The 16,755-nt window shown below is 40.8% G+C and carries 6 protein-coding genes; all 6 read right to left on the bottom strand.

Features of this window, described 5'->3' with window-relative positions:
- Positions 1-59 precede the first annotated feature (59 nt).
- The 6 genes from B7E04_RS00810 to B7E04_RS00785 all read right to left on the bottom strand — a co-directional run bounded on the left by B7E04_RS00810 (position 60) and on the right by B7E04_RS00785 (position 16,743).
- Positions 60-2,498, bottom strand: coding sequence for a fibronectin type III domain-containing protein (locus B7E04_RS00810; protein WP_080776711.1), 2,439 nt, complete (start codon positions 2,496-2,498; stop codon positions 60-62).
- A gap of 420 nt (positions 2,499-2,918) precedes the next feature.
- Positions 2,919-7,892: a GEVED domain-containing protein gene (locus B7E04_RS00805; RefSeq protein WP_080776710.1), complete on the bottom strand. Its 4,974-nt coding sequence runs from the start codon at positions 7,890-7,892 to the stop codon at positions 2,919-2,921.
- Positions 7,893-8,151: 259 nt separating this feature from the next.
- On the bottom strand, positions 8,152-12,540 hold the full coding sequence (locus B7E04_RS00800) for a GEVED domain-containing protein (protein ID WP_080776709.1): 4,389 nt from the start codon (positions 12,538-12,540) through the stop codon (positions 8,152-8,154).
- A gap of 611 nt (positions 12,541-13,151) precedes the next feature.
- Entirely contained in the window at positions 13,152-13,820 is a 669-nt protein-coding gene (locus B7E04_RS00795) for a DUF6048 family protein (protein WP_080776708.1), read from the bottom strand.
- Positions 13,786-14,265, bottom strand: coding sequence for a DUF6452 family protein (locus tag B7E04_RS00790; protein WP_080776707.1), 480 nt, complete (start codon positions 14,263-14,265; stop codon positions 13,786-13,788). Before B7E04_RS00790 ends, B7E04_RS00795 begins: the two co-directional genes overlap by 35 nt.
- A gap of 3 nt (positions 14,266-14,268) precedes the next feature.
- Positions 14,269-16,743: a zinc-dependent metalloprotease gene (locus B7E04_RS00785; RefSeq protein ID WP_080776706.1), complete on the bottom strand. Its 2,475-nt coding sequence runs from the start codon at positions 16,741-16,743 to the stop codon at positions 14,269-14,271.
- Between the last annotated feature and the right edge of the window lie 12 nt (positions 16,744-16,755).

The following is a 16,755-nucleotide window of genomic DNA, read 5'->3' as shown; positions in this document are numbered from 1 at the left end:
TTCAAAATAAAAGAGACTGCCACTTTGGGACAGTCTCTTCGTCTATTGGAATTTAAAATTTATCTTTTGATGAATTTCCCCTGAATGGAATTCCCCTGGTCCTGGATATCCAGCACATATACTCCACTCACCAGCTGGCTCACATCCAGCTTATTATTTAAAATTACTCCACTTGCTATCAGCTTACCAAAGTGATACAGCTTATAATTGGCAGTTTTACTGATATTTTTCACATTGAGAATGGTGCTTACCGGATTTGGATAAAACAGGAAGTCACCCTGATTCACCGGGTTATAAACAGCGTTTTTAAAGATTCTCACTTTATAATCTTCCACTTCTCCCTCCTTAAAATCCGTACACGTTACCGGAATATCACCTCTTCTCATGGCAACTCTCATCACTACATACTTACCATCAGTCATGCTTACAAAGGCATTGGCCGGTACATTGAATGTTCCTTTTACAGGCGTATCCATATTCGGACCTGAAGCCAATATTCTTTCATCAATATCGAATTCTCCGTCTCTGTTGAAATCTATCCACACTGCTACTCCTTCGGAATAATTCGTACCTGTCCATTTTTTTTCAATGATGATTTCATTACCCACAGAACCCTGGACCAGTTCTATCAATGTCTTCGGAACTTCCGTATAGTCTGAATAAACTGTTGCTGCCGAAGCATTTTCCATAACCGGTCTTCCGTTTGGTTTAACGGTCACTTTTGCGATATGTTCGCCGGTTGAACTTTCAGAAGTCATGTCACAATACTCTACTGTTGGGGTAGTGAAAAAGTAAGGAGGTGTAAAGCTGCCATATACTCCATTACAGATATTAGCCACCTGAAGTTCATATTTTGTGAGTTCTAATAATCCCGTTAAGGTATAGACATTGGTTGGTACCTGAATTTGTGTCCAGCTTGGAATACCTACTTTTCTGTACCTCAGCACATAGGTGGCACCGGGAAAAGGATCCCAGGTGATTTGTGCTGATGTCGGCAGAAGCTGTACCATCGTCAGCCCTGAAGGGGGCTGGTCGCATGTTCTTTCCGTTGTAAATACTTTTGGATTCGAATATGTTTCAGGAGGACACTGGCTGGCTACCTGAACTTCATAGGTCTTATTAGCAGCAAGACCGGTAAGCGTAAAGGTATTTGCCGGAGGAACAGGTAAATTAACCTGGTTCCAAACAGTGGTTCCTACCTCTCTCCATCTTAATTTATAGGTGAGATTCGCAGCTATCGGCGACCAGGCTATTAAAGCTGAATTGGCCGTAATAGCACTTATGGTTACATTGGGAGGTGCAGGGTCACATTGCGTTGTAAATTCAGTATGGGAATAGGTTCCTCTTATACCATCACATACAACAGCTACTTCTACTTCATATAAAGTATCCGGCGATAAGTTGGTTAGATTAATACTATTGGTGGTTGCCGGGGGTTGTGCTACCGGTTGGTTTGTAGTGGTCCAGGCTGTTGTACCTACCGCTCTGTACCTTATCTCATAGGAATCCGCTCCATTATTCAGGGGCCAGGTTACAGCAGCTGAATTATGTGTAATACTAGTTATTGATACTACAGACGTAGCTGTACTGCAAATTCCCGTTTTAAACATAGGTCCAGGTACCCAGACACTTTTATCCGCCGCGCTGCAAACAGAACGTACCCACCAGAAGTAAGTAGTGTTTACAGACAGTTGTGATAAACTTGCTGAGATAGTAGGTGAAGCTCCTGCTGCATTGGCAGTTCCTGTTGCAGCTGTTGTATTGTTAGGAGGAGTATTTGTAGTACTAAGGTAATATTCGTATCCATTACCCGGTACTTGGGCAGGCGCTGTCCAGTTAAGTTTTGCGGTGGTAGGTGTGACAACAGGTACTGATAAGCCCGTTGGTGGAAAACAGGCATTGATTTTAATATTATCTACAGTAGCAGGCGGCTGGGTACCATTACCGGCATTATTGGTCCATTCAAATACCAGACGCATATTGCCTCCTGCAAAACTGCTTAAATTAACGTTGTTATTGATATAAGTCTGCCAGTTACCCTGCTGATTATAATCAGTCCCTATTCTTATTCTTCCTGCTGCTGCAGTAATTTGTGTTCCTGCCACAGGAGTGAAGGTAGTAGGAACAAGCCAGATTCTTAAATAATCCTGAGCATTTTCCCCAGCCGCTTTCCAATCGAAAGACACACTGCAGACTGTTGTTCCTGCAGGAATAATAATATCCTTATGTGCATGAACAATACTTGCAGCAGCTATATTATAATTATTTGCAGTGGCGGTGGTATTGGATATGTAAATGGCACCAGGTGGGTTTCCTGATGCATTCCCGTAAAACCATTTATTGGTTTGAGTTCCATTAACGAAATTAAAATTACCGTTACTTGTGGCAAAGCTCTCATTATATGGAAAGGGGGAAGCTGTGGGAATGCATGATTGTGTTATGAATCCAATAAGGATAAAGCATAATAATGCGGTTAGTAAAGAGTAGTTTTTAGTCATAGTTTTTTATATAAATTGTATCAGTTATTTATTTCTCTTCCTGATCTACGGATATGGATATCCTAATTACATCTGCATTTAAGATTGTACTACTTTCAAAAAACACATATCCCTAAGTGATCACTATCAAATGACAGAGCTATTAAAAAATAATGAACCTTAAACAAGTCCGTTATTCTATTTACACATATCTCACTATTTTAACAATAAGAATGACAAATATAATTAAAACAATACGAAATATTTAATTAATAATCAATAAAAATAACAAAATATTAAAAATAAAACATAAAATCATATTATAATTAAAAAAATTCACCAAATATGGAATATTAAATGAATAAAATACCTTAAAACTATATATAAATGGATAAAAAAAGCCCTCATTTCTGAGGGCTTTTTTTATTTGAAATTTAAATCTTATTCTTTGATAAATTTCTTTTGGGCCGATTTTCCATTGTCTTCGATATCAATTACATAAACCCCATTGATCAATTTAGATACATTGATCTGGTTGTTCAGCAGGATACCTTCAGCAATAATCTGCGCTGCCGCATTGTAGATTTTATACTTAGCTCTTTTGCTGATGTTTTTCACATACAATACTGAGCTTACCGGGTTAGGATAAATCATAATATCTGTCTGGTTAACCGGATTGGCTGTTGCAGGTTTAGAAATTCTTATTGAATAATCCTCTACTTCACCATTATCAAACTTCATACAGTTAACAGGGATGCCGCCTCTCATCATCGCTACTCTCATTACAACATATTTGTGGGCAGTCATACTTACATAAGCATCTGTCGGTACATTGATCGTTGCTGTAAGAGGACTTGTTGTACCCGGAGCCGATGTGAACACTCTTTCATCAATATCAAAATATCCGTTTCTATTGAAATCTATCCATACGGCAATGCCTGCAGGATCACTCCCGTTCAGCTTCGTCTCAATCGTAAGGGTATTTCCGGTAGATCCCTGAACCATTTCTATGAACGTAGCCGGAACACCTGTATAATCAGTATACCTCGAAGCTCCTGAAGCATTCTCCATTTTAGGTCTTCCGTTCGGAACCACTGTTATTTTAGAAATATGATCTACCGAATTATTGTTAGCTTCCATTGCACAATGCATCACAGTAGGTGTCGTGAAATAATACGGAGGCGTATATGTTCCCGGTGTACCGTTACAGATATTCACTACCTGCATTTCATATTTCGTGTCTTCCAATAGCCCTGTAATGGTGTGAGCATTGGTTGCTGTAGGAATATTCGTCCATCCCGGAATACCTACTTTTCTGTATCTCAGGATATAGGTTGCTCCCGGAAAGCCTTCCCATACTACTTCTGCAGTGGTAGGTGTAAGCTGGTTGATCGTTAATCCCGGAGGGGCAAGCTCACATGTTCTCAATGTTGTGAAAACAACAGGATTTGAATATGGATTCGGAGTCGTTTCTCCCGTACACTGGCTGGCAACTTGCACTTCATATTTTGTGTATGGATCCAGATTGGTCAAAGGATAGGTATTGGCAGGCGGAGCCGGCAGGTTTACGGTAGTCCAAGCAGGTGCTCCTACTTTTCTCCATCTCATCACATAAGAGGATCCTGCTACCAGTGGTGTCCAGGTAACCAATCCTGAATTCGTAGTGATATTGGTTACTGTAACACCCGGAGCTGTAGGATCGCATTTGGTTTTAAATACCCTGATTGGCGTAAAATTACCAACAGAAGTTCCGCAGTTGGCTGCAATCTGTACTTCATACGTAGTAAAAGGAGTCAGACCGGTTAATGTATACGGAACTGCCGTAACGTATACTGAGGTCCATGCAGTTGTTCCCTGTACTCTGTACTGTAGAAGATAAGTAAGGTTATTCGTTGCACTGGTCCAGTTGACAATCGCTGAGTTATGGGTAATGGTTCCTATTGTAGGATTCGTTGGAGTATCTGTACTACATGGTTTTAATTTTACCACATAATCTTCTACTTCACCGTTTACCGCATTCTGGCACATCACAGGAGCACTTGTACGTCTCACCACAACTCTCATCGTTGTAGTCAGCGGGCCATTGTAAGCTCCTGCAGGAACTGCAAAATTAGCAGTAACAGGAGTTGTGGTGTTCGCTGGAGAAGTCAATATCTGTTCTGACGTTTCAAACGTTCCGTTTCTGTTAAAATCAATCCATGCACTTGTTGCCACATTGGCGGTAGCTGCTGTCCATCCTTTTGCCACAGAGATTTTGTTACCTGTTGAACCAATTTCCAGGGTAATCAGTGTAGCCGGTGTATTATAGCTGGTATAATTGTTTTGTACCGAGTTATTACTCATTGGGGTAAGTGCAGGATTTACAGAAGTAACGGTTACATTCGAAATATGATCGTTTGTTCCTGTACCTGTCATCGGACAGTAAGTAACTGGAGGCGTCGTAAATTGTGTGGAAGGTGAGAATGTTCCCTGGCTTCCGTTACAAATTGTGGCTACCTGTACTTCATATTGGGTCTGTTCAGTTAAGTTTGGAATCGTGTAATTATTTACCGGAGCAGGAACGGGGTTAACTGTGGTCCAGGCTGTAGTACCTACTCTTCTGTATCTTAACACATAAGTTGCACCGGTAGCTGCGATCCATGAAACATTAGCCGATGTAGGGGTAAGGTTGGTCACGGTAATACTTGCAGGAGCAGCAGTAGTACAAGCCGGCTGATCTATTAACTTCACTGCATAATCTTCTACTTCACCATTAGTAAAGTTACCGCAAGCGGCCGGGTTCGTCTGATCTCTGAGTACAACACGCATACGGGTAGTCAAAGGCCCTGAATAAGCTGTTGCCGGTACCGTAAATGTTCCTGTTACCGGAGTGGTTGTATTATTGGCTCCGTTCAGAATTCTTTCAGTGGTTTCAAAAGTACCGTTCTTGTTAAAATCTATCCAGACCCCTACCGCTTTACTGGAGGTAGCAGCCGGCCATGATTTAGCCACCGAAATATTATTATTCGCTGATCCGCGAACCAAAGTGATCAGTTTTGCTGCATCAGATGAATAATCTGTGTAGTTGGCAGCCGCAGAGGTATTACTCATGGTATTTGAGTTGGTTCCCGCTACTGTTACATTGGAAATGTATCCATTATCCGTATTGGTAGAGGTAGCTGCACAATACAGTGTTACAAAAGTCGAAACCGGAGAGAATGTACCCTGCGTTCCTGAACATACGTTAGCAATCTGGAATTCGTAATGAGTTCCTGCCAACAGCCCTGTAAGATTAACTGTATTTGTTGTAGGAGCCGGAGTTACAGTGGTCCACGCAGTTGTTCCTGCAATACGATATTGGAAAACATAGGTTGCACCAAATGAAGCGTTCCAGGTTACCGTAGCCTGGGTCTGTGTAATGGCTGTCACTGTAATTCCTCCAGGGGCATTAGTGGTACAGATGGGAAGTATATCTATTGAAGCGGTTCCAATGGCGTAAAATACATTATTGATAGCGCTTACTCTGATTTTAGCAGTACCACCTACCGTTAAAGGAAAAGCTGTGAAATCCACCGCCTGGTTTCCGTCATTAGGAGTAGAGGCCGCTACAACATTCCATGTAGTACCGTTATCTGTAGTAAAATCTATTTTTACATTAGCTGCATTATAAGGAGCAGCATTTGTGTTCACCACATTCCATGTTACATTGGTCGGTCCATTATTATAAACCGTAGTAGGATTTACGATAAAAGGACCATCGTTTCTTACTGTAATAGTCTGGGTCGCAGATTGTGTCTGCTGCTGCTGGGGATTAGGATTATTGTCTCTTGCCGTAACCGTGAATCTGGTTGTTCTTGCCACAGTAGAAACTGCTTCCCAAAGGCCATTTGCATTATTTAAAACGCCTGCCAATACGGAAGACAGTCTTGGAAAATAACGGGTAGGGCTCGCAGTTGGAGCTACGGATCTGAAAGAAGGACCGGTAGCTGTATTTCCTAAATTAGCATTATTGATCACCTCATTGGCGATGTCTACTTCTTCCCAGTTAAAAGTCATAGGATCATTTTCAGCGTCCGTAGCAGATGCGGTAAGGACGAAGGCTGTTCCTTTTGGAATACTATAACTAGTCAGTGGTGCTATCACCGGAGGGTTGTTAGTAATTACGGTTTCTATATCACAGGTTTTAGCAATCAGATTAGCCTGAATAGCTGTAATATTGGTCACATTAAAATAGGGATCCGAGTGCGGCTGAACATCCGTAGTTGGTCCCGTAATCCCTGCATATCCCATAATACTTGATCCTGAACCAGGTTCCACACTTGTAGGGGAGCCTAACTGAGGAGCAGAATATGAAAAACTGTGAACACCTCCAAGCTGGTGTCCTATTTCATGAGCTACATAATCTATATCAAAATTATCTCCTACAGGGGGGTTACCGCCCGGAGATGTCCATCCGGAACCTTTATCATTGGAAGTAGGTACCGTATTATCCCGGCAGATACACCCGATGCATCCGGCATTTCCACCAGCTCCCGGAGGAGAAAATAAATGTCCTATATCATAGTTTGCATTTCCCACTGCTGCAGTAATTACGTTCTGCACCTGAGAGTTCCACCCTGTGATCCCGTTAGCTACTCCTCCTTCAGTCGCAGAATATGGATCTGTAGCAGCATTGGTATAAATTAAGCTAGGGTAATTCTGGAGGTTCAGGTGAAGGGCAAAGTCTTTTTCATATACTCCGTTGATTCTTGTAAGGGTTGCATTCATTGCAGCCAGCGCGCCGGCCACAGTCCCCCCATGATACTGGGTATATTCACCGCAGACTGAAAGGGCTAACCTCAGCGTTCTGTATTTCTTATCCGAATTTTTTGCAAAATCGTTCGGCTGATTATAAAAAGCTTTACCTTGCTGGCTCAGCTCTTCAATATCATGTCTGGCGCCTTCACTTTCTTCAGTAGAACACACAAAACCGGTCTTATTTTTACCGGTTTTTGGATGTACCCTGTACACCGTTTTATCAGCATTGGCAGGCTCTATAAATTCATAACCGCCATCCTGCATAATCATGGATTGAAAATCATTAGGAGCAAGACTAAATCTTAGGTACTTGGAAGGATCATCTATCCCTACTCCAACATAAGAGCCCAGCTGGTACTGGTCTGCCAGTTCTTTCACTACAACCGGAAAGCTGTAGACTGCAAATTTTTCAATTTTTCCTCCTTTTGTGGGAAGGGAGATAATAACAGGCTTTGCATTTTTACCTGTTTCCTCTGCTTTGCTTAGCTGTGATTTTAACTGCGAAATATTTAAAGAAAAATACTGATCGGTTTTTGAGCCGTCATGTATCCCTTTTCCATTAAACACAGCTGGCGTCCATTGGGCATGGATCATTGCAAATAAACAAAGGAAAAAGAAAGAAATAGAAGTTTTTTTCATAACTTTTTCGATATTTTGTAATAATTTCACAAATCTACTATATTTTTTAATAGAAAAGAAAAAATTATAATAATTTATTAGCAACTAAATAAAAAAATGCATCGTATTAAAAAAAATAACTAATGAGTAATTTGATTGAAAAAATTTCAACAAATAATGAATTATTAATTAAAAATATTCCATATTCTTATCGATTACAAATCTGGATTACAAAAAAAAGCCCTCATTTCTGAGGGCTTCGTCTATTTGAAATTTAATTTTATTCTTTGATAAATTTCTTTTGAACTGTTATACCATTGTCTTCGATATCGATTACATAAACTCCGTTGATTAATTTAGACACATTAACTTGGTTGTTCAGTAAGATACCGTCACCAATAACCTGTCCTGCTGAATTGTAGATCTTGTACTTAGCTTTTTTGCTAATGTTTTTCACATACAATACTGAGCTTACCGGGTTAGGGTAAATCATGATATCAGTCTGGTTAAGAGAATTCGCTATTCCTGGTTTAGCAATTCTGATAGAGTAATCTTCTACTTCCCCATTGTCAAAATTCATACAGTTTACCGGAATACCTCCTTTCATCATCGCTACTCTCATCACAACATACTTGTGAGCAGTCATGCTTACATAAGCATCTGTAGGCACATTGATCGTTGTGGTAAGTGGGCTTGTTGTTCCAGGAGGCGATGTGAATACTCTCTCATCAATGTCAAAGTATCCGTTTCTATTGAAGTCAATCCATACAGCAACGCCTACAGGATCACTTCCGTTCAGTTTTGTTTCAATTGTCAAGGTATTTCCTGTAGATCCCTGAACCATTTCTATGAACGTAGCCGGAACATTTGTATAATCTGTATATTTTGAAGCGCCGGACGCATTTTCCATTTTAGGTCTTCCGTTCGGAACCACCGTTATTTTAGAAATATGCTCTACCGAATTATTGTTAGCTCCCATCGCACAATGCATTACAGTAGGTGTTGTGAAATAATACGGAGGCGTGTATGTACCCGGTGTACCGTTACAGATATTCACTACCTGCATTTCGTATTTCGTTTCTTCCAGCAATCCTGTAATTGTGTAAGTAGGCACTGTTAAAGGAACATTCGTCCAACTTGGAATACCAACTTTTCTATATCTCAGAATATAAGTAGCACCAGGGAAACCATCCCAGATAACTTCAGCCGATGTAGGCGTAAGCTGAGTGATCGTTAATCCCGGAGGAGCAAGTTCACATGTTCTTTCCGTAGTAAATACTTTTGGATTTGAGTACGGGTTAAGTGTAGTTTCTCCAACGCACTTGTTGGCCACTCTTACTTCATATTTTGTATATGGATCCAGACCTGTTAACAGGTGCGTGTTGGTAGGAGGTGCAATGTTCGGTACCTGAGTCCATGTAGTTGTTCCTACTTTTCTCCATTCCAGTGTATACGTGGAGCTTGCCGCAAGCGGTGCCCATGTAATCAGTGCTGAGTTTGTTGTAATATTACTTACGGTAACATTCGGAGGTGTAGGATCACATCTTGTTACAAATGTTTTGATTGGTGTAAATGCTCCTATCACGTCTCCACAAACGGAAGCAACCTGCAGTTCATAAATGGTAGCCGGAGTTAAACCTGTCAATACAAGCGGAAGGTTACCCAGCAATGCAGAAGCATATACTTCAATCCATGTTCCCGGAGGAGTTGTCTGAACTCTGTATCTTACCAGATAAGTCACATTCGTTGCAGCTCCTGTCAAAGTAACCGTAGCAGAGTTATGCGTTGGTACAATGGTAGGTGAGTTTGGAGTAGCATTACTACATGGTCTGATTTTTACAGCATAATCTTCAACTTCACCATTCACTGCGTTCTGACACAATACCGGAGCACTTGTACGCTTAACAACAACTCTCATGGTTGTATTAAACGGTCCTGTATAAGCTGTTGCCGGAACTGTGAAGTTATTATTTGTAACAGGAGTAGCTGTATTCGCTGCAGAATTGATAATCTGCTCTGAAGTTTCGAAAACTCCGTTTCTGTTATAGTCAATCCATGCAGACACTGCAACGTTGGCCGTAGCACCTGTCCATCCTTTTGCTACAGAGATCTTATTGTTTGAAGAACCTGCATCAAGGGTGATCAGTGTCGCTGGTGTAGTATAGCTGGTATAGTTAGTCTGTACTGTCGTATTACTCATTACAGGCACCCCTGGGTTTGAAGAAGTAACGGTTACATTCGCAATGTGGTCGTTAGTTCCTGTTCCAGTCATCGGACAATAAGTCAATGGCGGAGTTGTAAATGTTGTCGCAGTAGAATATGCTCCTGTACTTGTTCCACAGGTAGTGGAAATCTGTACATGATACTGCGTCTGCTCAGTAAGTCCCGGAATGGTATAACTTGTTACCCCCGCTCCTAAAGTAACAGGAGGAATAGTATACGTTGGTGCTGATGCTAATTTCCATCTGATGGTGTAAATAGCATTCGCTGCCCCCCACCAATATACTGTAGCTGTAGTAGCCGTAAGGTTTGATACGGTAATATTTGTAGGCGGAGCCGTAGTACATGGCGGCTGATCAATAAGCTTCACAGCATAATCTTCCGTTTCTCCCCATGTATAAGTTCCACAAGCTGTAGGAGACCCACTTTCTCTTAATGCTACACGCATACGAGTTGTAAGGTTTCCTGTATACACACCACCCGCAGCATTCGGTACCGCAAAAGTAGCTGTTACCGGAGTGGTTGTGTTACTTGGTGAGTTTAATACCTGCTCAGAAGCTTCAAAAATTCCGTTTCTGTTAAAGTCAATCCATACTCCTGTTCCGAATGACCACTGAGTTCCCGGCCAAGTTTTTTCAACAGTAACGGTATTATTTGCCAAACCTCTTACCAAAGTAACAAGTCTCGCAGGATCTGTAGTATAATCTGTATAGTTACTGAAATCTGAAGTACTGGTCATTGGAGTGGCAGCATTCGGCGTTACCGAAACCTTACTGATGAACCCATCAATTGTAGCACTGGTAGATCCTGATGGACAATACACAATAGCTGGTGTAGTAAACGGCATCGGGGTAGAGAATGGCCCTTGTGTGCCCCCACAAATGGTTGCTATCTGGAATTCGTACTGTGTTTGTTCGGTAAGCCCCGTTATGGTATACGTACTTGCAAGTGGTGTTGTAATATTCACCGGAATCCATGGTCCTGTAGGAAGTGTTCTGTACTGAAGAACATAGGTTGCTCCTGTAGAAGGAATCCAGTTCACCTGTGCCGTTGTAGGCGTAATGGTCGAAACATTAAGCCCTGTTGGAGGTGCGGTAGAACATGGTTGCAATGCGATAACATTCAATGTAAAATCTACGAAGTTACCGTAAGGAGCCGATCCGCAGTTAGTAAGTGCACCAATAAATGATGTTGCTGTTCTCACCCTGTAGTTTCCTGGCGGCTGTGTAGCCGGTATGGTAATGGTAGCTGTTCCGGCCGTTACATAGGAAGGTGTTGCCAGAATAGTTTCCCCCGGATCATTAAAGCTCATGTTATTGTTCCAGTCAATCCATACATAATAGTTATATGTACTGGTCCCCACCGCTAAGTTCATAGTGATGGTATTGGTAGGCAAGCCTGAAAAGACAGTAGCTGTGTTATCCACATAAGCACTGTAAGACGTAGCCGTATAATTTAAATTTGAAATACCCCCTGTTGTCGTAATTGTTTTCAGGTAATATGAAGTTGAACTGCTACCTCCGGTTGGAGTACAGTAAGCTGTTAAAATTGTAACAGGACCTGACCATGCACTTTGGTCTGTTGCACTACATCTTGATCTCACCCATACATAATAAGTGGTATTGGCTACCAGTGGAGAAATCGTTGCAGTAGTTCCTGTTGTCACCGTTTGTGATGGTGTGGTAGCTGCGGTAGGTGCTGTTGGAGATGTACTGTAATACACATCATATCCTCCCGCCGGCGCAGGTGAAGGTGCAGTCCAGTTGATTACGGCACTTGTTGGTGTTACCGTACCTGAACTTACCCCTGACGGTGGTATGCAGGATGGTGGCGGTGCAAGCGTTATCCGAAGATTCGGTCTGTTTGCAGTAACAGTTCCATTGTCTGTAGGAGCTGTGGTATCCTGCTGGAAATACATATGCTGTGATGGGGCATTAGAGTAAGTGATGGCACTTCCTGCTGAAGTACCGCCTCCGCCTCCGCCATAGTTGGTTTCCACCAACACCATCAGGTTGTCTGTTCCGTTATAAAAGAAATAGTTTTGTAACGTAACCGTATTCCATCCTGTAGGCAGATTGGCAAGATTCCCGCTATATACAAGAGTAGCTCCTGTAGTTGCGGTAGCCCAGCTTTGCGCTGCTATAGTGGTGGTTCCAACCGGTACGGGTTTTAAATAAATTTTTACCGGAAGGGAAAAGCTCATGGATGCTGTAGAATTCCACGCCACTGATACAACCCCTCCTCCTCCCGGAGTATTTATTTCTGCGGCTGTATAGAGTGATGCGGATCTTTCAAATCCATAAAAAGCACCCAAAGGATACCTCTGAGTACTGGTTCCGGTACCAATAGTAACTGTTTGTGCTTGTGCAAACAGCCCAAAGACCATGCAAAGCAATGTAATGAACATCCGGAACGGCCTGCCCATCTTACAGAGTAAAAATACACTCATATTTTTTCAAATTTTAAATGATAACGATAGTAAGTATAGTGTTTCTTATTTTTTTTGGTGTTCAAATACACTTTTTTGAAACACCATTGATACAGTCAGTCTGTATTGAAAAGAGTAGTTTTTAATTCATACGCAATATTTTTATAATTACACAAATCTAATAATTTTTCAAGTATAAACATATCAATATGAATATATTTTTGTTAAAGTTTTAAAATAATCACATATTAATATATAAAAATACAAATCCCAAGGAGTGCAGTTTTTATTTTGGAACAGAACAAATCTTTTCCTTTCCCATCAATGTTAAATAAAGTTCCTGTTATTTACTAACAGTGCCGAACCTTTATGCAGTAAATACTGAAGTAAAAATTTCTTCATCAATTTACAAACATTGGATTTATTTCACAAATATAATATTTTCATTGAAATAAAATCATTAAATTTTAAATTTCAATAAATAATAGACACTGTTTTTTCATTTTGTAAATCTGCAATAATAACAGAAAAATCCCGGGATAGGGATCCCGGGATTCATGATGAATAGTCAGTATTTTTTTTTCTCTGATGAAAACTGGTTTTATATTAACAGTAAATCAGCATTATTTTTATTAAAACTTATAGGCGATGTTCCATGCAAACCCCATATTGAACTTACCGGAACTCCTGCCGAATCCAGGGACAATCATAGGGGTGATATTGTCCTGCTTGGAAGTATATACCAGATATTTGGGCTGCAGATTAACATCTATATAAAAATCAGATTCAAACAGCTGAACTCTTCCGCCGAGCGTTCCTTCAATCCATGCGGAAGTTTGAGAGGACGAGGGAAATGCAACGGAAGAAGAACTTCCTCCAAATCCCCGTACGGGAATAGCCATATATTCCTGATTATAGAATGCACCTCCTATCTTTCCACCTGCATAAAAGCCGTTGAATTCATTTTCGCGGTCTTTTGCCAGCATATAGAATGCACCCAGTTTTACAAAGGGACCGTTCGCTTTGGCATCATAGCCATTTTTCTGATATACATTTTTCTCAAAACCGGCTTCAGCCACTGCATGAATGTTTCCTTTTATCTTAGAAGAAATAAATCCCTGATACAACACCCTGTCCGAAAAGAATGAAACACCGGCATTGAGAACATCAAAACCTACCATGAAATTAGGCTTGTATTTCTCCTGAACTTTTTTGGATTCTTTCGTTTCTTTTTTCTCCTGAGCCATTCCCAGGATGACTATCATGCTAAAAAAGAAGGAAAAGATTAGTCTTGTCTTCATTCTCTATTTGGTTTAATCCTGCTTCAATTGATATCACAGGCGTAGATTGTATTAATTGTGAACTTAAATTCTCGTATGTTTTCTTGATCCCGCATCCGGGAGAAACATAGGTGGTTTTTGTGGTATACCCCACCCGTACGTGAGACTCCACTCCTTTATCAGCAAACCTGAAGTAAACGTCTGTGTAAGGGGAATCATCGACCCTCAACGGGATCAGCCTGGAATTGATATTCTGAAGTTTTCCCAGCTGTACTTTTCCGGAGCCATAATCTACCGCCACATATAAAGAATCCAGAGTAACTTCTTTTCCTGTTGTCTGGGACTTGAATGCCACTTTTATCCTGGGTGTTCCTTCACCGCTCTCACAGATATCATCGTCTCCGCCACATGACCATATCATCAGGAGGCTGCATAACGCGATTATAATATATGTACAATATTTCATATTTTATTTTTTTGGATCCAGCGCTTTTTCTATTTCAAAAGTAAGCTCCTGGTAATGGTATTTGTTCATTTTGTTATAAACCCCTTTTACTGAAAGGCTATTTTTAATTTCATTCAGGTTTCCTCTTACAATGGCAGAAACATCTGATTTATCCGGAGATTTTGCATCAACAAGTTTAATCATCTGTTCCACATAATTTCTCTGAAGGCTTCTTCCGTACACATCAGGATTTTCTCTCACCATAATGTAATTATTCAGATCCGAGAAAAGATTTACCAATGTGTAGGTATCCTGTTCCACGGCTTCCATCTGATACATATTCTGCAGCACAACAGGGCTAAGGATTCTTGAAAGAACGGCGTTCTGGATTTCTTCAATTGTTTTTACCGGAGTTTTCCCTGTTTTTTCAAATATTTCTTTTCTGATCAGCCATTGCGGAGTGGTAAAAATATTCTCATTTAAAAAATTCATCGCTTCCTGCTGATCTTTTTTAGCCACAGCTTGATACACCGGTCCTGACTGTTCCGCTGTTTTAGGCGTTTCCATCTGGCCTCCAATATATTTTGAAACATGTCCGGCATATCTTCTGAACTGCTGGGTTACCTGATCATACATTGTTCCGAGATTTTCATAATCTTCGTTGGGAGTGTCTGTCCATTTTTCAAGGTTATCCAAAATTCTCTTCAGGTTTTTTATACCGTAGGTACTTGCAGCCATAGCATTATCTCCTACCTGCTCGCTCTGGGACCTCGGGTCTAAGGGATTGGATTCTGTTCCGAACCAAAGTCTTTCGTTTTTAAGGTTTTTGATAACCCATTTATTCAGGTATTCTTTTTCTGCATCCGGAGTTTTGTAGTCATAGAACCTCTTATAGCCCCATTCAATTGCCCAGTCATCATAGTCCCCGATTCTCGGCATGATTCCGGAGTCACCGATGTGATCTTCAGGCTGTGCCACATAGTTAAATCTTGCATAGTCCATGATGGAAGGCGTATGACCATTTTTTTCCAGCCATTTTTTATCTCTCAGCTTTTCAACAGGTACGGTAGAACTTGAGCCGAAATTATGTCTCAACCCTAAAGTATGCCCTACTTCGTGAGAGGAAACAAAACGGATCAGTTCGCCCATCAGCTTATCATCAAATTTTACTTTTCTTGCCCTTTCATCGTTTGGTGAGGCCTGAACAAAGTACCAGTTTCTTAAAAGCATCATAACGTTGTGATACCAGTTGATATGGCTTTCCAGAATTTCTCCCGTTCTGGGATCTGAAATAGAAGGCCCCGAAGCATTGGGAACATCTGACGGTTTATAAACAATAGCCGAATATCTTGCATCTTCCAGGCTCCATTCCGTATCTGTTTTCGGGTCCGGAACTTTGGCATAAATTGCATTTTTGAAACCCGCCTTTTCAAAAGCTTTCTGCCAGTCATTCACACCCTGGATAAGATAAGGAACCCATTTTTTTGGTGTGGCCGGATCTATATAGAAAACGATTGGTTTGGCAGGCTCTACCAGTTCTCCTTTTATATATTTTTCGAGGTCCTGGGGTTTTGGTTCCAGTCTCCATCTTTTAACAAAAGAAATTCTTTTTACCCCCTGAGGATCCAGATCAAAATCCGTATACCCTACTGTGAAATACCCGACTCTCGGATCAAAATATCTTGCCTGCATTTTGTTTTCCGGAAGGAGCACAAATGAGGAGTTGATTTCCACGGTATAATTTCCGCTGATCTTAGGAGTATTTGCGGGAGTAGCACCCGGAAGAGGTTTTCCCAATGTACGGGCAAATGTTTTGGTGGTATTGATCTCAATATTTCCCGGGAAGGATTTTACAAAATTCACGAAGGACATATCTTTCTGGAAAGTTCCTACCTTGAATGCATCTTTATACATTACCGAGAAAGAAACCGTTTCATTATCGGAATTCAGAAGATCTGTAACATCAATTACCGATGTTTTCTTATTAATTCCATACGTTTTTACATCAAAAGATTTGATGATAGGCTGCACATTATTCCTGATCACGGAATTATACATATCTGAGGTAGAATCTTTTGCATAGTCTACGAATGAAATAGATCTTAAAAGGATTTTATCTTTAGGCCCTTTCTCAAAAGCTACAACCTGCTGACCGATCTGATCCCCGGCATATCCGGTGCTTCCTGAACGCATTCCTGCAGCAGCCTTTGTGAGTCTCGTTACCAGAAGAAATTCCTTTTTCAACATTGCGTCGGGAATTTCAAAATAATATTTATCTTCAATTTTATGAACAGTGAATACCCCCTGATCCGAAACGGCCTTATCGGTAATAACCTCTTTATAAGGTTTTATAACAGGTTTTTTAAGGTCATCTTTTTTTACTTTAGCAGTATCCGTTTTTACTGCTTCAGCATCTTTTTCCTGTCCTTTCAGTGGATTTTGCGTCCATACTAACGCAAACAGGACAAGTACAGAACCCAGGTTTTTCACTCTTTTCATTTAAATTTTCAG

It is taken from the genome of Chryseobacterium phocaeense (genome assembly GCF_900169075.1).
Classification (GTDB): domain Bacteria; phylum Bacteroidota; class Bacteroidia; order Flavobacteriales; family Weeksellaceae; genus Chryseobacterium; species Chryseobacterium phocaeense.
The sequence above is the reverse complement of the archived record's forward strand: the minus strand, read 5'-3'. Positions and strand labels throughout refer to the sequence as shown.